The 23,274-nt window shown below is 61.0% G+C and carries 13 protein-coding genes; 7 read left to right on the forward strand and 6 right to left on the reverse strand.

What is annotated here, in order from left to right; all coding sequences use genetic code 11:
- Positions 1-180: 180 nt before the first annotated feature.
- On the forward strand, positions 181-480 hold the full coding sequence (locus KL786_RS20675) for a DUF6124 family protein (protein ID WP_082445609.1): 300 nt from the start codon (positions 181-183) through the stop codon (positions 478-480).
- A 104-nt stretch (positions 481-584) separates the two neighbouring features.
- Here KL786_RS20675 and KL786_RS20680 read toward each other — a convergent pair whose 3' ends face one another.
- Positions 585-833, reverse strand: coding sequence for a hypothetical protein (locus KL786_RS20680; protein ID WP_215518820.1), 249 nt, complete (start codon positions 831-833; stop codon positions 585-587).
- Positions 834-985: 152 nt separating this feature from the next.
- Between KL786_RS20680 and KL786_RS20685 the strand changes: the two genes are divergently transcribed.
- From KL786_RS20685 to KL786_RS20695, 3 genes are read left to right on the forward strand one after another with little or no spacing between them, the layout of a single operon-like run.
- Positions 986-2,227 (forward strand): exonuclease SbcCD subunit D C-terminal domain-containing protein, encoded by a 1,242-nt coding sequence (locus KL786_RS20685; RefSeq protein ID WP_215518821.1) that lies wholly within the window; start codon positions 986-988, stop codon positions 2,225-2,227.
- Positions 2,224-5,862: an AAA family ATPase gene (locus tag KL786_RS20690; RefSeq protein ID WP_215518822.1), complete on the forward strand. Its 3,639-nt coding sequence runs from the start codon at positions 2,224-2,226 to the stop codon at positions 5,860-5,862. Before KL786_RS20685 ends, KL786_RS20690 begins: the two co-directional genes overlap by 4 nt.
- Positions 5,859-6,473: a glutathione S-transferase gene (locus tag KL786_RS20695; protein ID WP_215518823.1), complete on the forward strand. Its 615-nt coding sequence runs from the start codon at positions 5,859-5,861 to the stop codon at positions 6,471-6,473. Before KL786_RS20690 ends, KL786_RS20695 begins: the two co-directional genes overlap by 4 nt.
- A gap of 89 nt (positions 6,474-6,562) precedes the next feature.
- Here KL786_RS20695 and KL786_RS20700 read toward each other — a convergent pair whose 3' ends face one another.
- The 3 genes from KL786_RS20700 to KL786_RS20710 all read right to left on the reverse strand — a co-directional run bounded on the left by KL786_RS20700 (position 6,563) and on the right by KL786_RS20710 (position 8,350).
- On the reverse strand, positions 6,563-6,742 hold the full coding sequence (locus KL786_RS20700) for a hypothetical protein (RefSeq protein WP_032860910.1): 180 nt from the start codon (positions 6,740-6,742) through the stop codon (positions 6,563-6,565).
- A gap of 155 nt (positions 6,743-6,897) precedes the next feature.
- Positions 6,898-8,073, reverse strand: a complete 1,176-nt coding sequence (locus tag KL786_RS20705) for a lactonase family protein (RefSeq protein WP_215518824.1) — start codon at positions 8,071-8,073, stop codon at positions 6,898-6,900.
- On the reverse strand, positions 8,060-8,350 hold the full coding sequence (locus KL786_RS20710; RefSeq protein ID WP_215518825.1) for a DUF5629 family protein: 291 nt from the start codon (positions 8,348-8,350) through the stop codon (positions 8,060-8,062). Before KL786_RS20710 ends, KL786_RS20705 begins: the two co-directional genes overlap by 14 nt.
- A gap of 141 nt (positions 8,351-8,491) precedes the next feature.
- Between KL786_RS20710 and KL786_RS20715 the strand changes: the two genes are divergently transcribed.
- Positions 8,492-13,339, forward strand: coding sequence for a hypothetical protein (locus tag KL786_RS20715; RefSeq protein ID WP_215518826.1), 4,848 nt, complete (start codon positions 8,492-8,494; stop codon positions 13,337-13,339).
- 43 nt (positions 13,340-13,382) lie between these two features.
- Positions 13,383-18,062, forward strand: coding sequence for a dermonecrotic toxin domain-containing protein (locus KL786_RS20720; RefSeq protein ID WP_215518827.1), 4,680 nt, complete (start codon positions 13,383-13,385; stop codon positions 18,060-18,062).
- 53 nt (positions 18,063-18,115) lie between these two features.
- Here KL786_RS20720 and KL786_RS20725 read toward each other — a convergent pair whose 3' ends face one another.
- Both KL786_RS20725 and KL786_RS20730 read right to left on the reverse strand, forming a co-directional pair.
- Positions 18,116-20,491 carry an efflux RND transporter permease subunit gene (locus tag KL786_RS20725; RefSeq protein WP_215518828.1) on the reverse strand — a complete coding sequence of 792 codons (2,376 nt, stop codon included), beginning with the start codon at positions 20,489-20,491 and terminating at the stop codon, positions 18,116-18,118.
- 15 nt (positions 20,492-20,506) lie between these two features.
- Entirely contained in the window at positions 20,507-21,547 is a 1,041-nt protein-coding gene (locus KL786_RS20730) for a WD40/YVTN/BNR-like repeat-containing protein (protein WP_215518832.1), read from the reverse strand.
- A 430-nt stretch (positions 21,548-21,977) separates the two neighbouring features.
- Here KL786_RS20730 and KL786_RS20735 point away from each other — a divergent pair, with 430 nt between their 5' ends.
- A complete protein-coding gene (locus KL786_RS20735) occupies positions 21,978-23,093 on the forward strand; it encodes a Gfo/Idh/MocA family protein (RefSeq protein ID WP_215518829.1) in 1,116 nt (371 codons plus the stop codon).
- Positions 23,094-23,274: the final 181 nt, after the last annotated feature.

A 23,274-nucleotide genomic window follows, 5' to 3' on the forward strand; every position in this document is an offset into this window, starting at 1 on the left:
GAAACCTGAGAATAAGTAGGCGTCATGATCGTATGTAAACGCTCAATGGCGGCTGTACGCGGGCAGACCTCGGTCTGGCCGAGTCCTACTACTCGGTTTTCCACCCCGCGTATGGCTGCCACCTAATCTGCCGTGTGGAAACGGCACAGGATGGCTCCCCCACTTAGTAGGAGCTTCTGCATGAACAAAATCGTCCCCGACCCACCCCGCTTTACCCCCGACCGCGAAATCTTCGACCGCGCCCTGCGCCACTACCTGCAACCCACTTCGCCCCCGTCCTTCACCGTGCAGCAAGACCTCAGCTTCGAAGACGCCCTTGCCCAGGTCTGCGACCTGCTGCGCTGCGCAGCCGCCACCGCCGCTGGCACCACCCAGGGACTGGCAGGTGATCGACGTCATATGTCAGGTGCCACAGAGCACTTGATAGATCAGGCTGGAATCCTGGCCGAACGCGCGCTGGGCTGTCTCAAACCGCAGTGACCCCGATAACGCGGGAAGCCTGAAGGAGCGCGGCGGGTTTGCGTTTTTCGCGGGCAAGCCCGCTCCTACAGGGCGCGCGCACGCCTCTACGATCAGGGTTGCCTTCACGACCCGCCGGCATTGTCCTTGACGTCATCAGGTGACTCCATCCACTTGGCCATTGAGAGTGCGTTGTACCCCCCTCCCATCGCCAGTTTCTGATCACCTTTTTCCGACGTCACCTCTTCAAGCCAACGCTTGGACTCCTCGGGTGATGCTTTGGCTTCGTTTTTTGCCGCGGGCCTGTTTTCAGGCGTCACAGGTATGATATTTGAGAAAATATGATGATTACCGCCGGGGAAATTCACACTCATACGTAACGCTCCTTGTATGCAACTTATGGATCCACCTACAAAGGGGACCTGCATTCTGTGGTGCTTTGCCACGCTTGGTTCCATTCCCAGGCGGCAGGTCGGTATTTACAGGGTAAACTCCCCTCCTTTATCAATTCCCCACGGAGTTCGCCTTGCGTCTGTTTCACACCTCCGACTGGCACCTGGGCCAAAACCTCCACGGCCAGGAACGCGACTTCGAACACGCCTGTTTCCTCGACTGGCTGCTGAGCCAGATCAAGCAACACTGCCCCAATGTGCTGCTGATCGCCGGCGATATCTTCGACACGGTCAACCCGCCACTCAAGGCCCAGGAGCGGCTGTATGATTTCATCATCAACGCCCATGAACAAAATCCCACACTGACCATTGTGATGATCGCCGGTAATCATGACTCCGGCTCGCGTATCGAACTGCCTGCGCCGTTGATGCGCCGTTTGCGTACCCATGCATTGGGTCGCGTGTTGTGGCTGGATGATGGCCAACTGGATGCCGAGCGCCTGCTGATCCCGCTGCCGGATGCCAAAGGCAAGATCGCCGCGTGGTGCCTTGCACTGCCTTTCTTGCGCCCGGCAGAAGTGACCGGTGCGCACCTGGGTGACGACTACCTGCGCGGTATCGGCCAGGTCCATGAATGGCTCATTGCCGCTGCCAACGCCAAACGCAAAAAAGGCCAGGCGCTGATTGCCATCAGTCACGCGCATATGGCCGGTGGTTCGGTGTCGGAAGACTCCGAGCGCAGCCTGATCATCGGCAATGCCGAGGCGCTGCCGGCCAAGCTGTTCGACAAGAGTGTCAGCTATGTTGCCCTCGGCCATTTGCACAAGCCGCAAAAGGTGAATGGCGAAGAGCGGATTCGCTACAGCGGCTCGCCGATTCCGCTGTCGTTTTCAGAAATCGGCTACAAACACCAGATTCTCGACGTGACATTCCAGGGCCAAATGCTGGTCAGCGTCGAACCCCTCCTGATTCCGCGCGCAGTCAACCTGCAACGCCTGGAAGCCGCGCCCCTGGCCGATATCCTCAAGGCCCTGGCAGACCTGCCGGATATCGACCTGCTCGCCGAAACCCAGCGCCACCCTTGGCTCGAAGTGCGGGTGCGCCTCGACGAACCGCAACCGGACCTGCGCCAGCAAATCGAAACCGCCCTGCTGGGCAAGGCCGTGCGCCTGGTGCGCATCGCCGCTGAGTACGCCGGTCAACGCGCCAGCGATGCCAGTGACGAAAACAGCCTGATCGAACTCGACCAACTCACCCCCCAGGAACTGTTCAGCCGGGCCTGGCAGGACAGCTACGGCAATGATGTGGACGAACAGACCCTGAAGGATTTCGCCGTGCTGCTCCAGGAAGTGCAACAGGAGGATGAACAGCCATGAAAATCCTCGCCATTCGCCTGAAAAACCTCGCCTCCCTGGCCGGGCCGTTTGAGATCGACTTTACTGCCGAGCCCCTGGCCAGTGCCGGGTTGTTTGCGATAACCGGGCCCACCGGTGCCGGTAAAAGCACACTGCTCGATGCCCTGTGCCTGGCGCTGTTTGGTGCCGTGCCACGCCTGGGTGACACCGGCCAGGCGAAAATGCCCGATGCCGATACCGATATTTCCATCGGCGACCCGCGCACCCTGATCCGACGCGGCACCGGGGGTGGTTATGCCGAGGTGGACTTTATCGGGGTCAGCGGGCGCCGCTACCGTGCGCGCTGGGAAGCCAACCGCGCCCGGGACAAGGCCAGCGGCAAGCTGCAGAACAGCCGGCAAAGCCTGATCGACCTGGACAGCGAGCAATTGCTGGCCAGCCAGAAAACCGAATACAAGACTCAGCTGGAACTGGCCCTGGGCCTGAATTTCGAGCAGTTCACCCGGGCCGTGTTGTTGGCGCAAAGTGAGTTCAGCGCCTTTCTCAAGGCCAACGACAACGAGCGCAGCGAACTGCTGGAAAAGCTCACCGACACCGCGCTCTACACCCAGCTGGGACAGCGCGCGTTCGTCAAGGCCAGAGAGGCCAAGGAAACCCACAGACTGCTGCTGGACCAGGCCACCGGCGTCACGCCTCTGCCGGCCGAAGACCGCGCCGAGCTGGATCAACAGTTGAGTACGGCCCAGCAACAGCTCAAGACCCAGCAGGCCCAGCTCAAGCAATTGGAGCTGCAGCACACCTGGCTCAAGGAGCTGAGCGAGTGGCAAGAGCGCCAGCACAGTGCGGTTGAGCAACTGCAACAGGCCGAGCAGGCGTGGCACAACCAGGGCCCGCAACGCCTGGACTTGAGCCGCCTGGAACAACTGGCACCGCAGCGTCATCATTTCGCACGACACAGTGAGTTGACCGGCCAGTTGGAGCCCCTGGCCGCGCAGATCCGCCAGCACCTTGAGCAGCAGACCGCCCTGCACGCGCGCCAGGAGCAACTGCAACAGCAGCAAGCCAGCGTACACAGCGCCTTGGCCGCCGCCCTGCAACAGCAGACCGAGTCCGTGCCTCTGCTACGCCAGGCCTTCGAAGAGCAAAGCACCCTCGCCCGCCTGACTCGCGAACTGGCCCAAAGCCGCGAACAACAGCAACTGGGGCAAACCGCCTGCACCGAGGGCCAGGCCAGCCTGGATGTCTTGCACACCCAGCAACAGCAGGTTGCCAGCCGCCTGCAACAACTGGCGGTACAGCTTGAACGCAGTGCTGCCCTTGCGCCCTTGAGCGATGCCTGGAACGCCTACCGCGACCGCCTGCAACAGCTGATGCTGATCGGCAATCGCCTGAACAAAGGCCAGGCCGAACTGCCCCAACTGGAGGCTCGCGCCAACAGCACCAGCGAGCAATGGACCCAACAGCGCACGGCCCTGGACCTCTTGTATCAGGAGGCCGGCGCCGAACCCCACGCCGTGGCCGAGCAGATCCAGTTGCTCGACAGCCTGCTCAAGGACAACCGCAAGCAGCAACGGGCTTTCGAGGACCTGATGCGGCTATGGGACAGCCAGCAGCAATTGGACCAACAAGCAGCCGCCCTGGCGCAAAGGCTCACGCACGCTCAGCAACAACGGGAAAGCCTCATTCAGTCAGGGCTTCAAACAAAAACAGAATTAACCACTGCCGAACAGGCACTGGCGGTCACCAAGCAACTGCTGGAGCGACAGCGTGCTGCACGTAGCGAAAGCATTGAAGAACTGAGGACACATCTTCAGGACGATCAGCCTTGCCCTGTTTGTGGAAGCCACGAGCACCCCTATCACCAACCCGAAGCGCTGTTGCAGAGCCTTGGACGACATGACGAGAATGAGGAAGCGAATGCGCAGAAAGCCGTCGAGGCGCTCAATCAAAAACTCATCGAGTTGCGCGGTGACCTGGGTGGCGTTAATGGGCAGATAAAGGAGTTCCTGAGCCAGCAAGAACAATTGATCGCAAGTCAAAAAAGTTCAGCGTCCAACCTTGAGGCCCATTCGCTCAGTGCTTCGTTGCTGAACCAGGACACTGCCAAGCGCAGTGGCTGGCTAACCCAACAACTCAGCCAACTGACGCAAAGCATCACCCAGGACGAGCAACGCCAGGGCGCCCTGCTCAACCTGCAACAAAACGCCGGGCGCATGCAGCAGCAGTTGCAAGCCGCCCAGGACGCCAGCCAGCAGGCCCGCCAACAGTTGATCGACCAGCAACGGGAACTGGCCAACGACCGCGAGCGCCTGGACGAAGAACTGAGCGCATTCGCCAACCTGCTGCCGGCCGAGACCCTCGAAGGTTTGCGTACGGAGCCGGCCGCCACATTCATGCTGTTGGACCAGCAGATCAGCCTGCGCCTGGAGCAGCTTGGCTACCAGAAGGATGAACTGGCCGAGCAGCAACAGCGCCAGCAAGCCATCGAAAAAGAACAGGACCGCCAGCAGCATCGCCAGCAACAGTTGGCCGTGCTGCACCAGCAACTGGCCGACCTGACCACCCAGCAGCAAGCCGCCGAGGAAAAACTCCGCGCCCTGGTGGGCGAACACTCCAGCGCCGAGCACTGGCAGCAACAACTCGACCTGGCCGTGGAACAGGCGCGCCACAGCGAGACCCAGGCCAATCAACAGTTGCAGGACACCCGCAGCGAACTGATCCAACTGGCCGCCGACCTCAAGTCCCGACAGGAGCGCCAGCACGCCCTGGACACCGAACTCCAGGCGCTGCACAGCCGTATCGGCGAATGGCGCGCCCAGCATCCGCAACTCGACGACACCGGCCTGGCGCACCTGCTGGCCTTCGACGAGGCCGGCATCAGCGAACTGCGCCAGCAGGTGCAGCACAGCGAAAAAGCCATCGAACAAGCCAAAGTCCTGCTGCAAGAACGCGAGCAACGCCTCAAGGACCACCAGGCCCTGCACAACGGCAACCTCGATGCCGAACAGCTGGACAGCGCCCTGGCCGAGCTCAACCAGCAATTGAGCAGCGGCGAAAAACACTGCGCCGAACTGCGCGCGCGCCAAGCCGAAGACCAGCGGCGCCAGGACGCCAACCAGAGCCTGGCGCTCGCCACCGCCCAGGCCTATGAACAATGGCAACGCTGGGCCCGGCTCGATGCGTTGATCGGTTCGGCCACCGGCGACAAGTTCCGTAAGTTTGCCCAGGCCTACAACCTCGACCTGCTGGTACACCACGCCAACGTGCAACTGCGCCAACTGGTGCGCCGCTACCGCCTCAAGCGCGGCGGCAGCATGCTCGGCCTGCTGGTGCTGGACACGGAAATGGGCGATGAACTGCGCTCGGTGCATTCGTTGTCCGGCGGCGAAACGTTCCTGGTGTCGCTGGCGTTGGCCCTGGGGTTGGCGTCGATGGCGTCCAGCACGCTGAAAATCGAGTCGTTGTTTATCGACGAAGGCTTCGGCAGCCTGGACCCCGAATCCCTGCAATTGGCGATGGATGCCCTGGACGGCTTGCAGGCCCAGGGCCGCAAGGTGGCGGTGATTTCCCATGTGCAGGAAATGCACGAGCGAATCCCGGTACAGATCCAGGTCAAACGCCAAGGCAATGGCCTGAGCACCCTGGAGGTGAAATGAGCGAAGTCGTGCTGTATTCGTTCCGCCGCTGCCCCTACGCCATGCGTGCGCGGATGGCCCTGCATTACTCAGGCGTGGCGGTGAACATTGTCGAAGTCAGCCTCAAGGCCAAGCCCGCCGAAATGCTGGCGCTGTCGCCCAAGGGCACGGTGCCGGTGCTGGCGGTAGCTGGCCAGGTGATCGACGAGAGCCTGGCGATCATGCACTGGGCGCTGGCGCAAAATGATCCCGAAGATTGGCGGCTCAAGGACGACCCGGCGGCGCAGGCGCTGATGGCGGGTTTGCTTGAAGAGAATGACCAGGCCTTCAAGATGCATTTGAATCGCTACAAATACGCCGAGCGCTACCCGGAGCAGACGATGGAACAGTATCGGGCCAAGGGTGAGGTGTTTTTACGCAGGCTGGAAGAGTTGCTGGGCCAACGCGATTACCTGCTGGCCGATCACTTGAGCCTGGCGGATGTGGCGCTGATGCCGTTTGTGCGCCAGTTTGCCCATGTCGATCGGGAGTGGTTTGCAACTACGCCTTATCCGCGTCTGCAGCAATGGTTGGAGCGGTTTTTGGCGTCGTCACTGTTTACCGCGATCATGGCCAAACACAACCCATTGTAAGAGCCGGCTTGCCGGTGATAGCTATCAGTCAGTTGGGATTACTGTGGCTGACATACCGCCATCGCCGGCAAACCGACACCTAAAGGACTTCAGGCTTGGGTCTTGTGGTCCAGGGCTGCATAGAAATTGGCGCTCTGTTGCAGGTATTTCTGGGTGTAGGCACTGGTGCTGGAATTTTTGCTGCTGATCTCCACGCTGGCGCTGGCAGGCAGGGCAACGGTGGCGGAAACAGCGGAGGCAGCGATGATCGAGAAGAGATTGAAGTTCATGGCGGTAACCCTTGTGTTCAGTTGGCTGGATGGCTTGTGAAGGCCTTGGAGCAAACTTACGCCTGGGTACCGGCTGGCTGAAATGCTTTGAAACAGTAGCCGTTATCACTGGGATTAATACAACGAGTCAGGCCCCGCACGGCGGGGCCTGTGGCTTATTGACGCAGCACAAACTTGAGGTCGCTGGGGGCATCAATCGGCAGTTTTTGTACCGTCTTGCCCAATTGACCGGTCGTGGTATCGCGCTCGATCACCACAATCTGGTTGCTCTTTTGGTTGGCAATCAGCAGGAACTTGCCGCTCGGGTCAAGGCTGAACTCACGGGGATGATCGCCTTCCACGGAGCGCCGCTGGATCTCTTTGAGCTGCGCGCTGGCCGGATCGATGGCAAACACCACGATCTGATTGGCGGTACCCCGGTTGCTGACGTAGAGGAACTTGCCGTCGCTGGACGCATGCAGCGCCGCACCGGCCTTGTCTGACACTGGCTGGCCGGCGGCAAAATCTACCAATTGACGCTGGGTCAGCTTGCCGTCCAGGTAGTCGTATACCGCGACCTGCGCGCTCATCTCAGTGGTCAGCCAGGCATGCTTGCCGTCCGTGCTGAACAGCAGGTGCCGCGGGCCACTGCCTGGCGGCAACTGCACGAAGGCCGGATCGGCCGGCGTCAGCGGCCGTTCGGGGTTGGCCTTGGGGTCGTAGCGGTAGGCAAAAAGCCTGTCCGCCCCCAGGTCCTGCACGAACACATACTTGCCATCGGGCGACGACACCACCGAATGCACATGGTTGGATGCCTGGCGCTCGGGGTTGACCCGGCTGGCCGGGTGCGCGCTCAGTTGCACCGGCGGCGACAGTTTGCCCTCGCCGTCCACCGGCAGGATCGCCAGGCTGCCGCCCGGATCTTCCAGCACCGAATAGTTGGCGACAAACAGGTAACGCCCATCGGCGGCCAGGCTGGCGTGGGTCGGCTCGTTACCCAGGCTCTGCACCTGGTTGATCAGGGTCAGTTGATGGGTGGCCGGGTCAATGCTGTAGCTGCTGACACGCCCTACCGGGTCTTGCTGGCCGGGGCCGTTTTCATTGACCACAAACAGGCGCTTGCGGTCCTTGGACAGGGTCAGCCAGGACGGGTTTTGCGTCTTGGCCGCCAGTACCGGCGCGCCGCTGAACTGGCCGGTGCGGCTGTCGAACTGCAGGCGGTAGATGCCTTCACTGGTGCCGGCGGTATAGCTGCCCACCAACAGTTCAACGGTATCGACCGGTGCGGCCTGGACCGACATGGCGCCGACACTGCCAGCCATCAGCAGGGGCCAGAATTTACGCATCCGCATGCTCGTCTTCCTCGTCGTCGTTGTTGCCGGTGACAGCGCTCAGGCATACCAGGCGGTGTTCGCCCGTATCACCGCTGAGGGTCCAGCTCTGCAAGCTTTCATCAAAGATCGCCGCCTGCACTTGCGCAATGCTGAACGTCCAGCGCTTCTCGGCCCGACCGTCCATGCTTTTAATCAGCAACTGTTGATCCGTTAAGTTGAAGTCAAAGGCATGCAGGCCATCGATTACGAGCATATCGCTGGTTGCAAGTTCAAGAGTCAGGGTGGCAGCAGTCATCAGGATCATTCATCAGTGGAAAAAACACTGATGATAGGCCAATCCGGCACCGCCGTCGTGTCGCGATAACCGGCTACCACACCAACACAGAAGCAGCTTGCCATTCTGCGGGCGAACCCATCCCGCAGAACGGAATCTCTTATGCCGGCCCCTTTATCCGCCCCGCCGCCAACTCACCGCAGCAACGCCCTGGCCCTGGCTGTCTCTCGCCAGTTCAGCGATCGCCCGACCTTGCGCCTGGTGGTCGAACAACACCTGCAGGAACGCCTGCTGGAACAGTTCCCGTCGCTGGTCCTGGACCTATCCACTGTCAAGCTCGCCACCCCCAACCAACGGCGCGGCTGGGATCTCCAACGGTTGACCGATGTGGTCCTTGACCATCTGGGCAATGGCACAGACTTGAGCCTGACCCAGACCGTCGACGAACGCCGCTGCTTCCTCTCCCAGCATCCTCCCTTGCGCCTGACCTATGAGGCAAATGGCCCCCGTGAACCGAACATGGCGATCATTGAGCGGCTGATCGCGGACCTGGCCTTTACCCTGCCGATTGCTTTTCAACAGGCCCTGACGACCTACTGGAACCTCAATACAGATACACATTCCAGCCGCTGGCAATGGCTCGGTGACGTGCTGGCAGACAACCTGAAAAGCACCGCGAGCCTGCTGCCGGCCGGCACCGCCCGGGACATGCTGTATGGCATAACCCGTGAACCTGATCGCCGGGAGCGCCAGACCGGGCCGGCGGGTTTCATTCATGCCTATTGCCTGGAAGTCTGCATCATTAGCCAAGGCCGTGACGCTCGCTGGATGAGCACCGACCTGCTGTTGGTGCAAGGCAGCCAGGTCCTGCTGTGCCAGACTGCGGGTGGTGTTGAGGGGTTTGCCTCAATGGAAGCCTTCACTCAGGCCTGGGGTCAACGCCTGACCAACCAACTGCAGGTCGAAAAACTGCTGGTCAACCGCTACGAGCCCGATAGCAATCTCTTTGATACGCAGGCGGCCTTACTGCTCAACCAGCAACTGGACGACCTCGAAGCCATACGCTTGCCGGCTGCCGGGGGGGTACGTGCCCTCGCGCAGCAATTCGCCGATGCAACCGACCCGTCGCCCGCCTTTATCGCCGCCCCCGCGCCGGCCCCTGTTCACCAACAGTCCATACAGGCCGCACTGCCCTCCTGGCTCCAGACAGCCAGCGCCGAGCAACGGTTTGCCTATCGCCAAGGGCTCGTAGAGCAGGCGCGCCTGCAGCGGCAGACCGGTGGTGCCTCCTTTCTGGACGGCGTCGAGGACCTGCCGGCTTTCACCACCCGTACATTGCGCGAGCAGATGCGCCGCGACCACCCCGAGTCCAGCGTGGAGCCAGGCAACCTGGTGCTGACGTTCCACGTCCCGGTGGGTGACCTGCACAGCGGCTATCTCGCACCAGTGACCATGAGCCTGACCGAGCTGGCCATCAATCACCTCGCCACGGCACCACAGGGCCGCATGACCCTGCGCGACACATCGGGGGCAACCATCCCGGACTGGCTGACCGAGGACTATGTGCTGGGTGAAAAGGGCCTGTTCCATCACACGCCCGGGCTGATCCGCCAGGTAGATATTGGCCAGCATTATCCGCAAAAAATGCGCGAACTGTTGCTGGGAGACAGCCCGCAAACACGTCAGCGTGAGGTCCTGTTCGGCCAGGCGCTGGCGGTGCAACTGCCCCGACAGGCCCTGGAGCTGGCGATTCGCGAGCAACAGGGGTTCACCTTCCTCGGTTATCGCTACGTCAAGGCCGTGCTGCACAGCAGCTCAACGGGCCGGGTGGTGGATGCCCAGGACATCGTGATCCGCCCGCTGGCCTTCGCCCGCAAGCCCGGCGCTGCACCGGATATCGTCAGCAACATGTTTATCATCGAACCACGTGATACCGGCTCCGGGCCGTCTATTCTCTATCGCCCGTTGTACCAGGACGCGCTGCTGCAATTGAGCAGCCGCGCGGCCCTGCTCGACGCCATCACGCAGCCCGGTGCGTTACAAGACAGCGTGCTGGCCTGGATGTCGGACAAGGCCCGGCCGATCTACAGCTATGGTGGTTTTCACAGCCCGCATATCCTGCGCTTCGGCCAAGGCGACGACACGGTGCAATGGCCCGCGCCGCCACCGGCACAACTGGCGCAGGATGCCAATGGCGGTGAGGTTTCCGGCTCCCTGGCGCAATCACTGGCCACCGGCAACCTGACCCAATACCTGTATGGCAGCAATGCCCGGGCGTTGGTGGACCTGGCGGACCAAAACTCGGTGTCCAATGCCGAAAGCCGCTGGGCGATACTGCTGGAGGGTGGCTGGCTGCTGTTCAATACCCTGCTGCTACCGCTACTGCGTGGGCCAGCGATGGTTGCCGGCTGGATGGCGCAACTGGCGGTGGGCTTGCAACACGATCTGGCCGCCCTGCAAGGCAATGATGCCGTCGCACGGGAGTTGGCCTGGGTCGATGTGCTGCTCAACATCGGTTTGATTTTGCTGCACGTGGCCTCCCGCCCCAGCCCTCCCCTTGAACCGGCGGCGCACCCCATCGAGCCGGCCTTGCCACTGACCCTCGACGCGTTGCGCCGCCCACCAGGCATGACCCACCCGACAGTATTGATCGGGCAAGGCCCGGTGGGCCTGCCCGCCGAGCCGCCGGCCGGCGACCGGACCCTGGTGGATTTTGTCCACTCCAACGCCCGGGACAGCAGTCGCCGTCGCCTGCTGGATGCCCTGCGAGAGCTGCATGTGCCCTGGCCGGTACCGGCACCCATGCCGGTGGACATCGGTGCTTTCAAGGGACTGTACCGTATCAAGCAGCAGTGGCATGCCTCGGTGGCAGGCCTGCTGTTCAGGGTCAATATCGCGCCGGACCTGGGCGAAGTGTTCCTGATTCATCCGCAAAAACCCGACCATCCAGGCTTTGAACTCACGCGCGATCCCCAAGGGCGATGGATCCTGGACTTGGGGCTGAAACTGCGCGGAGGCGGGCCGAAGAACCGTCTCAAGGCCAAACTGGTGCAAATCGATCAACAGCGCGCCCAAGTGTCTGAGGAGATTAATCGCATCGGCGAGCAGATCAGCGCCTTGATCAAACTCTTGGAGCCCATTGACCAAGTGCTGGATGCCGCCCGCTTAAAGTTCGAGAAGGCCCATAACGACCTGGGGGCGGCACGCCAGCGCTTGCGCAGTGCGCCTGGGGATCCGGCACTGATAGCCGACCACCGCAACAACGTCGCCCTGCGTTCCAGGGCCAGAGCAGCATTCCAGATATTTCAAGAGCGCTTCGACCAAGCCGCCGCACCGTTACTGCAACAGCGGCGCGAGTTACTCAAGGTTTATGGCCAAATGAAAGAAGCCGACAGCCGCTTCGACTATGAAGGTCATTGCGTCGAGCAATACCAGTCGATACTGGCCACCGATGAGATCCGGGTCAGCCAGTTGTCATCCCTCTACCTGGCAACGTTCGTTTCCGAGCAGGGCGAGTCGCTACTTGAACTACAAGGCGCGGCGCATGATGCAGAGGCAGTGCAATATGTCAAAGACCTGCTGGAAACCAACTTTGCGGTTTCCGAACAGCATGCGCAGGCGATGATCGCCATCGATAACACCCTGGAGGATATGGCCGCACGTTTGAAAACCGGCCCCGCACAACGCCTCAAATATCTCAACGGCAATCCCAAGCGCCGGTTCTACAACCGCCTCAATGCCATCCTCGAATCCCTGGACGTGCTGACCGAGTTGAGCATTGACCAGACGATCCCGGCCACCACCCCCGAGGAGCACTACTTCCTGGCGCGTCATGAGCATCTGCAAACCTCGCTGTCCTCCCTGGAGGACTCGCATCTGGAATTGCTGACCACCGAAGGCTTCAGCCCTGCCGAGCGCAAGGAAGTGCTGAGCAACTTGATCAAGCACTACAACCGACGGCTGCAGATTTATCAAAGCCTGATGGAGTTTGAGTCGCCCCTGGCTGATCCACGCTATATGCCACTGTTGATTGATCGCCTGCAAACCGTGCGTAACAGCGCGGAGGCTGATCTGGCGGCGCTGTTGCGCGAAGATGAGTTCCTGCCGCCGCAACCGATACTCTTCAAACCTGTGCGGACACTGTCTCGAACCAAACGCGTGTTCAACGCACGGGACAAGGGTGCCTTGGTTGGCGAGCTGGAACCTGAGCAAAGCGACCTACCCTTCCCCACCATCGTGACCCGCAATCCCATTACCCAGCAGGTCAGTGGGCGCTTCATGGAGCACCCCAATGAGGGATGGGTAGAGATTGTCGAAGCCAGGCCCGTCACACCTGTGGAGCCGCACCAGGCGCCACCCCTGGCCAGTTTGCGTACCCAGGCGCAACGGCTGCTGGGGGAGATCCCCGGAATCGAGCGCTCTATTGAGTTCCAGAAAAAGAAACTCAGTGACCCTACACGCCGCGACGAACTCAACCCGCAAGACTGGCGCGACATGCTCGCGCACCAGGCCGACCGCCTCGAAACGGTCGCGACCGAGTTGGCCAACCACCATGCAGACAAGCCGGACATACCCCAGACCGTGGAGCGCCTGCGCCTGCGTGCCGCTGGCCTGCGCACACAAGGAACGCAGCAATGCATCGAGGGTTACAAGGCCCAGCGCCCGCGCCAGGAAAACATCGAGTTCCTGCGTACCCACGCCGCAATCGATATCGGCCTGGTCCACGGCCCGCAACGTACGGCGGCCAAGGACTTCGTGTCGGAATTCGCTGTGCGTGAGAAAAACAGCCTCACAGTACTGTGGTACGCCCACTTTCACTACAGCCGGGCCGACAGCCCACCTACTGCATACAGCGCGGCGCATCTCAAGCGTCCCGAACAGCGCTTTGTCACCCAGCGGGACCTGATCGCCCAGGCCGGGGCAGACAACCAGGCCATCGTGCGTGGCCTGTACAACCCGATCACCGCGCCGTTGGACCAACGCCTATTCCTGAGCCTGCTACCCGCCTAGGGCCCGGACATGAATGGCATCGCCAGCCAATAAAAGGAAGTTTATGCAAACCCTCAGCCCTTCTTCTATCGCTCATGCCGTGAGCGCACATTTCGCTGATCGCCCTGCGCTGGAAACCGTGATCCGCCAGCAACTCGCCACGGCTATCAGCGATAAATACCCCACCCTGACGCTGGACCTGTCCCGCACACAGCTGGCCAGGCCGCAACGCCGAGGCTGGCTGCTGCAGCCGTTCATGCCGGTGGTCCACGATGCACTGGCCAGTGGCGTACCATTGGACTTTCGCGAAGTGGACAGCCTGCCCTGGTACCTTTCCGATGAACCACCCAAACGCCTGAAACTGCCTGGCTTGACCCGCGAAAAACTCGACATGCAGGTCATCGCAGCCTTGGTCGGCGAACTGCCCCAGATCCTGCCCATCGCCCTGCAAAATGCCCTGGCTGAGTATTGGGACGCCGGTCATTGGCGATGGCTCGCGCACGTGCTGACAGACACCTTGCGCGTCGGCGCCCTGCGCCAGGCAGGCCTGGATGAGCAGACCCGGGAGACGATCGACCAACTGGTTACCCTACCCGAGCGCGAGGCGCGGATCGCCCGGCATGGCCAGGGCGCGGTATACGCCTATGGCCTGGAAGCCACCCTCAAGAGCGGCGCACAGAGTGCCAGCCTGCTGGGCCCGGAACTGGTGCTACTTCGGGCAGTCAACGGCAAGCCGACCGTGTTGCTGTGCAGCCCTGGTGGGAGCGTTGAAGTATTTGCGTCCACGGATGCGCTGATCCAGGCCTTCGGGCAGCGCCTGGGTGAACAGTATGTGGCCGATGACATCCTGGTCCAACGCTACGAACCTGACGGCGATATCTTTGAGCACCAAGGCGCAATGATCCTCAATCGCCAACTGGAAGAGCTCGGTCATCTGCGCCTGCCCACCGCCCAACCCTTCAGCACCTGGCAGGCGCTGTATGCCGATCTCACCGACCCTGGGCGATTTTTCCTCGACTTGCCGGCAGCCCCGATCCAGTCCCTGGACACCTTGCGCCAGCATCTGCCAACCTGGCTGCAACAGGCCAGTGCCGACGACCAGGCCACTTACCGGCGCTACGCCATGGCACTGGCCAGCGCCAAGCAGCGTGGCAGCGGGCGCCACTTCCTCAGTGATATCGACGATATCCGCACCTTCACCGTCAAATCCTTGCTGCAAACCCTGCAACACGATGCCGTGACCTTCGGAAACCAGATCGCCACGCCGCCATCTGTAGCCGCCCTGCATCCTAATGACCTGCAACTGACCTTCACCGTCGCCGCTGGTTATCCGGGCACAGTAGGAATCATCCGCCATGAACGCATGAGCCTGACGGACCTGGCGATCAACAACCTGGCCAGCCGCCCCAGCGGGACCGTGACCCTTGCCAATCGTCATGGTTTAACGTTGCCGTCCTGGCTGACTGCCGACTACCTGATGGGTTCCAACGGCTTGATCGAGCGAGTGGACATCGGCCAGCACTACCCACGCCTGTTGGAGGAACACCTACTGGGAGAAAGCCCCGAGGCGCGTCAGCGTGAGGCGTTGTTTGCCGACCAGCAAACGCTGCAATTGCCACTGCTGGCCCTGGAGTTATCCCTTCAGCAACAATCGGGCCTGAGTCCCCTGGGTGCGCGACGGGTAGCAGCACTGATGGCCCATGATGCCAGCGATCAACGGGTCGACAACCATCAGGTGGTGATCCGTCACCTGGCACTGCTACGGGCACCCGGCGCCGAACCCGACAAGGTCAGCGGCATGTACCTTATCGAGAGCCAGAACGCCGATGTCGGCCCCCACCTGTTGTACCGACCGTTGTATGCGCCGGCACTCCAGGAATTTACCAGCCGCCAGGCGCTGTTTGATGCCATCGTCCAGGCCGGAGACTTGCAAGACAGTGTGCTGACCTGGCTGAGCGACACTGCCCGACCGATCTACGCCCATGGCGGTTTCCAGGAGCCGCATTACGTACGCTTCGGCCAGGGTGATGAGTTTGCGCCCCTGAGCATACCCGCACCGGCGAGCCTGGCCGCCGATGGCATCAACGACGAACTGCAGCAATGCCTGGTGACCGGACGCCTGATGGCGTATCTGTTCAGCGATCATGCCCGGGCGTTGGTCGAGCAAGCGAATCGCGACTCGGTGTCCAACAGCGAGAGCCGCTGGCAAGTGTTGCTCGAAGGCAGCAGCCTGTTGTTTGGCAACCTGTTACTGCCGCTGTTGCGTGGCCCCGCCATGCTCACCGGCTGGCTGTTTGGCCTGATGACCAGCCTGGGGCAAGACATTCCAGGACTGATCGCCGACGACCCCAAGACCCGCGAGCTGGCGGCGGTCGACCTACTGCTGAACCTGGGGATGTTGCTGTTGGAGGCCGTTCCGCGCGTGACCGCCCCACACCCGCCTCTGCCCCAGGGGCTCAAGGAACGTGCATTACCCAGCAGTCTTGCATCGCGCATCACCGAGCAGTGGCCAGTGCCCCGGCCACCGACGATCCGCGAGGGGGCCGTCACCCTGCCGGGCGTAATGCCGGATGCAAACAACACCGTGCTGGACTTCAGTTTCTCCCAAGCCCGTCATCGCCTGACCGCTGCCCAGCGCACACGATTGAGCCACTATCAGGCAATCCGCCCAACACCTTTGCCCCAACCGATACTGAACGGACCTCGCAGAGGGCTCTATTGGGTCGACAACAATTGGTACGCCCTGGTGGACAGTCAGTGGTTGCAAGTGACCCTGGAGCCGGAGGGCGACATCAGGGTCATTGCGCCGCAGGGTCCAAACCGCAGCGGTCCTTATCTGCGCAGCGATGCCGAAGGCGTATGGACGGTGGACACCCGCTTGCGCCTGCGCGGCGGCATGCCACCCAAACGAATCGCAGCCGAACGCCAGCGCAAGGCACAACGAATCAAGCAATTGAACGCACAGTACCAGCAGTTCTCTTTGCAGTACGCCCGCACGATGATAGTCACTAGAGCCAAGGTGGCCGAGATGAACAACAGTGAGCTGGACCTCACGCTAAATGACAGCCAACGTGCCAAGATCCGCCAAGACACAGAGAGGGTCTTGCGCGAAGAAACCGAGAGTTTTTTACCCCTATTCGATTCGCTCAAGGAACGCGAAGAACTGGGTATTCCCATGATCCAGTCCATGGTGGTTTCCTTGCTGGTCAACAGCATCGTCAATGCTCGCTCGCTTTTGGTGATCGCCGAAGGCGACCGTCAAGCCCTGTATCGGTCGCAGCCACAGTTCACGCCAAGAAATCCGAACTTTTCCCGGAGCATGCTGAGCAATCCAGCAGGCTACAGGCAATTTCTCAATCAAATAATGACGATCAATGACCGTTCGATTGGCTGGCTCGAACTCAAGGACCGTCATCTCAATGAGTTGTATGGTCGGGGCTCTTCCGGCCGCCAAAAGTACCTGGACTTGACCCGTGATCGACCCAATGAAATCACTGCCCTGGCGGTAAAAGAGCTACAGATTCACGTCATCAAACTGCAAACCTTCGAAGAGTTGATGCAACAAACCCTCAAAATCCAGGAAGACTTCAACAGCCTGCTCGACCCTTTGCACGAACACGTACGTACCCACGCCGAATTCAATGCCCTGGAATTGACGGCCGATGAGCGCCTGAGCGTACTGGAGAGCCTGGTCGAGCATTACGGGCGCGCACTCGACGGGTTGCAAGGTCTGGGGATTGTCAGCGTGAGCGAGGTAAAATCCGAATACTTTGGCAAGTTGATGGCACTGATCGAAGGGTTGTACCAGGACGTCACTGTACAACTGGCCAGCGAGATAAAACCCCTTGAAGAAGCACCCGTACGGCCGCCCAAGCGCAGCCCGGTCGCCCCGGACAGGCCGCAAAGACGGGTGATCAAGACCGAACGCAAAGGCACCTTGATCGGTGAGTTCAAGCCGGCCAGCACCAGCCTGCCGATTGATGTGGTGGAGGTGCGCTCCGAAGACACCAACCAGGTGTTGGGCACCTATGCGCAACGGGGAGACGAGTGGAACGAATTCATCACCGTGCGCCCACCTGAGCCCGGACCTGCACCCCGTGCCGTAAGCCTGCTCAAGGGTGAAGCGCGCAAACTGCTGGCCAAGCTCGAACAGAACCTGCTGCGCGGTGAGGACTACAAGAAGGTCTGCCGCCACCCTGAAGAAGTGCAGGAAATCCTTGATTTCGAGTCCACTCGCTACGACAAACTGGCCACTGAGTTGGATCGGGCCATTGAGGCCACACCTGCCAATACCCGAGTGGAGGCGGATCAGAAACTGGTCGACGACATGCGCCGCGGTGCCGCGCAACTGAGTGAGAAAGGCCGCACACTGCGCGTCCAGTTGTGCCTGCAACTGCCACCGACCCATGGCAATATCGAGTACCTGATCAGTCAGAAGCGCGTCAATATGGCGCGGCTAGGCGAACGTATTCAGTTGAGCGGCACGCGTAAGGACTTTGTCCAGGAGTACGCGATCAATGACGAGAAGGGCTATCCGTTATGGTACGCCCACTTTCACTACCCGCAGGCCAGCACCCCCAAACACCAGTACACCGTCGCCCACCTGAAAACCCGTGAGCAACGCCGTGTCGGTTACTACACCTTGCTCGCCGCCGCTCAATCGCCTCAAGCCATCGTCAATGTACATCGCGGTTTGATCGGCAAGAAACTGGCCGAGCGCTGGTTCCTGCCCTTGGCGCCCTGAAACAGGGAGGAACGAAGTTGCTCGCGCCTCCCCTGGGTTTGTCGGGCTGGCAGTCAGTGGGCAAACAGCGAATTGCCCTTCTGCCCCGCCAGTTTCTCGGGTTTGATCAGGAACCGCGCCAGTGCCGGTAGCAGCCACAGCGCACCGAACATGTTCCACAACAGCATGAAGGTCAGCATCAGGCCCATATCGGCCTGGAACTTGATGGCCGAGAAGATCCAGGTGCACACGCCGATTGCCAGGCACAGGCCGGTAAAGAGCACGGCTTTACCGGTGGACTTGAGCGTCTGGTAATAGGCTTCCTGCAACGGCAAACCAGCACGCAGGAAGCTTTCCAGGCGACTGTAGATGTAGATGCCGTAGTCCACGCCAATCCCCACGCCCAGCGCCACCACCGGCAAGGTCGCGACCTTGACGCCAATGCCCATGAACGCCATCAGCGCGTTACCCAGCACCGAGGTCAGCACCAGCGGCAGCACAATGCACAGGGTCGCCGCCCAGGAGCGGAAGGTGATCATGCACATGGTCGCCACGCACAGGTAGACCAGGATCAGGATGGTCAGCTCGGCTTCCTTGATCACCTCGTTGGTGGCCGCTTCGATCCCGGCGTTGCCGGCGGCCAGGATAAACTCCAGGCCGTCCTTGTTGTTTTCCGTGGCAAAATCCTGCACCGCCTTCACCGCACGGTCGAGGGTCTCGGCCTTGTGGTCGTTGAGGAACACCAGCACCGGCGCCAGGGAGCAATTGTTGTTGTACAAGCCATCGGCACGGGCGATGGAGTTGTTCAGCACATCCGGGTTACGCGACAGGGTTTCCCATTTCAGGTTGCCCTCGTTCATGCCCTTGATCATCTGCTTGGACACGGTCACCAGGGAGATCGCCGACTGCACGCCCTCGGTGTTCTGCATCTTCCACATCAACTGGTCGATGGGCGCCATGGCTTCATAGCGCGAGCAGCCTTCGGACTTGGTCTTGACCATCACCACCAGGACATCGGAGCTGGTGGAGTAGTTGCTGATGATGAAGTTGTTGTCTTTGTTGTAGCGCGAGTCCGGACGCAGTTCCGGGGCACCCTGGTCGAGGTCGCCGATCTTCAGGTTCTGGCTGTACCACAGGCCGCCACCAAAGGCGACCAAGGCCAGGGCAATGGAGATGGGTGCGACTTTCGGGCTGGCGAAGTTCGACAACAGACGCCAGAACGGATGGTCGCGGTTTGCGTCTTTCTTGCTCTTGGCGATGGCACGTTTGCTGATGCCGACATAGGAAATTGCTACCGGCAGCAGGATCAGGTTGGTGAACACGATCACCGCCACGCCGATAGAGGCCCCGATGGCCAGCTCACGGATCACGCCGATGTCGATGATCAGCAGGGTAATGAAGCCCACCGCATCCGCGAGAATCGCGATCATCCCCGGCAGGAACAACTGCCGGAACGTGCGGCGGGCCGCCGTCAGGGCGTTGTCGGCCTCACTCGATTGCAAGGCGATGCCGTTGATCTTCTGCACACCATGGGAAATGCCGATGGCGAAGATCAGGAACGGCACCAGCATTGAATACGGATCCAGGCCGAAGCCGAAGAAGTGCATCAAGCCGAGCTGCCAGACCACGGCCACCAGCGTCGTGATCAACACCGCAATGGTGCTGCGCACGCAGTTGGTGAACCACAGCAGCAGCACCAGGGTGATCACGAACGCGATGCCGAAGAACAGCACCACCATGATCAGGCCGTCGATCAGGTCGCCGACTTTCTTGGCAAAACCAACGATATGGATCTGGACGTTGGGGTTCTGCTCCTGGAACTTGGTGCGGATCTTGTCTTCCAGTTCATGGGAGAACTTCTGGTAGTCCAGGGCCAGCAACTTGCCCTGGTCCTGCGGGTCCGGGTAGGACTCCAGCAGCGGGATATCGACGATGCTCGACTTGAAATCGTTGGCCACCAGGCGCCCGACCTGGCCGGACTTGAGCACGTTGTTGCGCAACTGGTCGAGGCTTTCCGGCGAGCCGTTGTAGCTCTGCGGGATCACTTCACCGCCGGCAAAGCCTTCTTCGGTCACTTCGGTCCAGCGTACGCTGGGGCTCCACAGGGACTTGAGGCCAGAGCGGTCGACGCCGGAGATGTAGAACACCTCGTCGTTGATCTGGCGCAGGGTCTCCATGTACTCCTTGCTGAAGATGTCACCGTCCTTGGCCTCCACCGAGATACGCACGGTGTTGCCCAGGTTTGCCAGATCGTTGCGGTGCTCCATCATCTTTTCGATGAAGGGGTGCTGCAACGGGATCATTTTTTCAAAGCTGGTGGACGGGCGAATCAACGTCGCCTGCCAGAACAGGAAAACGCTCACCAACAGGCAGATCACGATCACTGCCGGGCGGTTGTTGAAGATCAGGCGCTCAAGAAAGGTCGCTTTATCGTTGTGATGACTGCTCATTCTATCCCCGCCTTCTTATTGTTTTTTGCGTTCGGCGCCGGTTGGCAGGGCGACGCGCACGCCACCCTGCCCCACCAGAATCAAGTCGCCATTGCCCGCTGCCGTGACTGCCGAGAGTGAAATGCGGTCCGGGCGATTGAATACGCTGAACGTCAGGCCATCGTCGTGGCTGACCACCACGCTGCCGCCGTTGCCGACCACCACCAGGCTGCCGTCGTCGAGCAGCGTCGCGCCCGACAGGCCAAACTCCAGGGCGCCACGGTCGGCCTTGAGCTCTACCGGCTCCCAGGTGTCGCCAAAATCGGTGGAGCGGAACAGGTTGCCGCGCAAGCCGTAGGCCAGCAGGGTCTTGGGCTGCGCGGTGCCAATCACGCCGAACAGCGAGCCCTCGTAGGGACCTTCGAGTTTTTCCCAGGTCTGCCCTTCATCGCTGGAGCGGAACATGCTGCCCTGCTCGCCGACGATAAACAGGCCGGCGTCCTTGACCTGGGCGATGGCGTTGAGGTGGTACTGGTCTTCGTTGTCCAGGCGGTCGCTGACATCGGTCCAGGTCTTGCCCGCATCGGTGGTCTCGATCAACGCACCGTAGGCGCCCACGGCAAAACCATGGTTGGCGTCGTTGAACAGTACGTCCAGCAACGGGGCTTCACGGCTGAGGTCTTTGAACTGCTCAGTCCAGGTGGCCCCGGCATCGGTGCTGGCGAGGATCTTCGCGTCATGCCCCACCGCCCAGCCATGCTGGTCGTCGATGAAGAACACCGCCGTGAGCAACTGGCGGGTCGGCACCTTGGCCTGCACCCAGGTGGCGCCCTGATCATCGGAATAGAGGATATGCCCGCGATCACCGACCGCCACCAGGCGCTTGCCGGCATGCACGACGTCGATCATCAGGCCTTTTTCGGCCCTTGGCGATTCAATGGCAAATGTCGCAGGCTCTGCGACGTCGGTTGCAGCCTGGGCAGCCGTCGACAACGCGACAACCCCCAGCAGCGAGAGCGCTGTAGCCAGCACCGCGACCTTGCGCGATGCGAGCGGGCGGCAAAAACCCACACCCATGACAGGCTCACTCATAGACCTTTCTCCCATTTATTATTGTTAGGTCGTAACACCTTCCAGGGTGTTCGCAGTGCGCAAACCTGCAATCTAGAGCCCCTTGAGGAAGCAGGGGCCATCCTATCGGGCTTTCGAATCGTCTGACAATCGGCGCTACGTTATCTTTTGTTAACTGAAGGCCTTTTGCCTGCTGGCTGAATATAGCCGCATTCGCCGAAATGATAGTTTCGTACATTGCTCTGTAGGAGCGAGCTTGCTCGCGAAAACCCTCAGAGCACCTCGGGGGGCCTGGAGCCCCGCGTCATCGTTGGCGACCTTCGCGAGCAAGCTCGCTCCTACAAGGAGATAATATTTATATTCCACGCATTGATGATTAAGAATTTTTATTCTATTAATTGCCTTCCTGAAAATAACAATCAAAAGGACCATCGCTATGCGAGCACTTGGAATCGGCCTGATCGGTACAGGCTTCATGGGCCGTGCCCACGCGCTGGCGTTCAATAACGCCCGTACGGTGTTTGAATTACCGGTCAATGTGCAACTGGCGGCCCTGGCCGATGCCGACACCGAACGCGCCCAGCACTGCGCCAGCGCCTGGGGGTTTGCCCAGGCCCATGGCGACTGGCAACAGTTGATCGATGACCCGCAGGTGGATCTGGTGGCCATCACCACCCCCAACCACCTGCACTACCCCATGGCCATGGCTGCACTGGCGGCGGGCAAGGCGGTGTATTGCGAAAAGCCCCTGGCCGTGAGCCTGGAACAGGCCGACGCCATGCGCCATGCCGCCCGCGCGGCCGGGGTGGTGACACGGGTTGGCTACAACTACCAGCACAACCCGATGATCGTCCTGGCGCGGCAGATGATTGAAGCGGGCGAACTGGGGCAGATCATCAGTTTCCAGGGCGAGTTCAGTGAAGACTTCATGGCCGACCCGGCATCGCCGTGGTCATGGCGCTGCGAAGTGGGACATGCCGGCGGCGCCCTGGCCGACCTGGGCAGTCATCTGCTGGCGATGGCGCGGTACCTGGTGGGCGATATCACTCACGTTTGCGCCGACAGCCAGACGGTACACGCTCAACGACCTGCCAGCCCTGGCAGTAGCCAGATGCGCCCGATCGAGATCGACGACCAGGTGCATGCCTTGCTGCGCTTTGCCAACGGCGCGCGTGGGACCGTCAGCAGCAGTTGGCTAAAGCGTGGCTACAAGAACCATTTGAGTTTCGAGATCAGTGGCACCCAAGGCACGTTGGCCTTCGATCAGGAGCGCTTGAATGAACTGCGGGTGTGCCGGGCTGGAGCAGACAGTTTCCAGCGCTTACTGGCCGGCCCCACCCTGCCCGGCTATGCCGCGTTCAGCCCGGCGGCGGGGCATCAGTTGGGGTACAACGAGTTGAAGACCCTGGAGGTGCAGGAGTTGATCATGGCACTGGCGGGGCAAGGTGCAGAGGGCACTGATTTTGAAGCAGCCTGGGCAGTGGAACGGCTGGCGACAGCCATTCGCATGGCTGCGCGGGAAGAGCGCTGGGTCAAGGTGAGCGAGGTCTGAATAATACAGACAATCCTCTGTGGGAATCCCCACTACCTCTTCGACGTAGCGCTGTCGCGCAGCAAACTGGGGGCGCTTGCCAAAAGGTGGGAGCTGTCGAGCACCGGCGAGGCTGCGATAGCGGTGGGTCAGGCGACATCTTCGCTGCCTGTGCCGCCGCCATCGCAGCCTCGCTAAAGCT

The sequence above is a fragment of the Pseudomonas sp. TAE6080 genome (assembly GCF_018732265.1).
GTDB lineage: Bacteria > Pseudomonadota > Gammaproteobacteria > Pseudomonadales > Pseudomonadaceae > Aquipseudomonas > Aquipseudomonas brenneri.

Excerpts from the sequence above, each read along its gene's own strand:
- KL786_RS20675 (WP_082445609.1), top strand. The coding sequence starts at position 181 with ATGAACAAAATCGTCCCCGACCCACCCCGCTTTACCCCCGACCGCGAA.
- KL786_RS20680 (WP_215518820.1), bottom strand. The coding sequence starts at position 833 with ATGAGTGTGAATTTCCCCGGCGGTAATCATCATATTTTCTCAAATATC.
- KL786_RS20690 (WP_215518822.1), top strand. The coding sequence starts at position 2,224 with ATGAAAATCCTCGCCATTCGCCTGAAAAACCTCGCCTCCCTGGCCGGG.
- KL786_RS20695 (WP_215518823.1), top strand. The coding sequence starts at position 5,859 with ATGAGCGAAGTCGTGCTGTATTCGTTCCGCCGCTGCCCCTACGCCATG.
- KL786_RS20700 (WP_032860910.1), bottom strand. The coding sequence starts at position 6,742 with ATGAACTTCAATCTCTTCTCGATCATCGCTGCCTCCGCTGTTTCCGCC.
- KL786_RS20705 (WP_215518824.1), bottom strand. The coding sequence starts at position 8,073 with ATGCGGATGCGTAAATTCTGGCCCCTGCTGATGGCTGGCAGTGTCGGC.
- KL786_RS20710 (WP_215518825.1), bottom strand. The coding sequence starts at position 8,350 with ATGACTGCTGCCACCCTGACTCTTGAACTTGCAACCAGCGATATGCTC.
- KL786_RS20715 (WP_215518826.1), top strand. The coding sequence starts at position 8,492 with ATGCCGGCCCCTTTATCCGCCCCGCCGCCAACTCACCGCAGCAACGCC.
- KL786_RS20720 (WP_215518827.1), top strand. The coding sequence starts at position 13,383 with ATGCAAACCCTCAGCCCTTCTTCTATCGCTCATGCCGTGAGCGCACAT.
- KL786_RS20725 (WP_215518828.1), bottom strand. The coding sequence starts at position 20,491 with ATGAGCAGTCATCACAACGATAAAGCGACCTTTCTTGAGCGCCTGATC.
- KL786_RS20730 (WP_215518832.1), bottom strand. The coding sequence starts at position 21,547 with ATGGGTGTGGGTTTTTGCCGCCCGCTCGCATCGCGCAAGGTCGCGGTG.
- KL786_RS20735 (WP_215518829.1), top strand. The coding sequence starts at position 21,978 with ATGCGAGCACTTGGAATCGGCCTGATCGGTACAGGCTTCATGGGCCGT.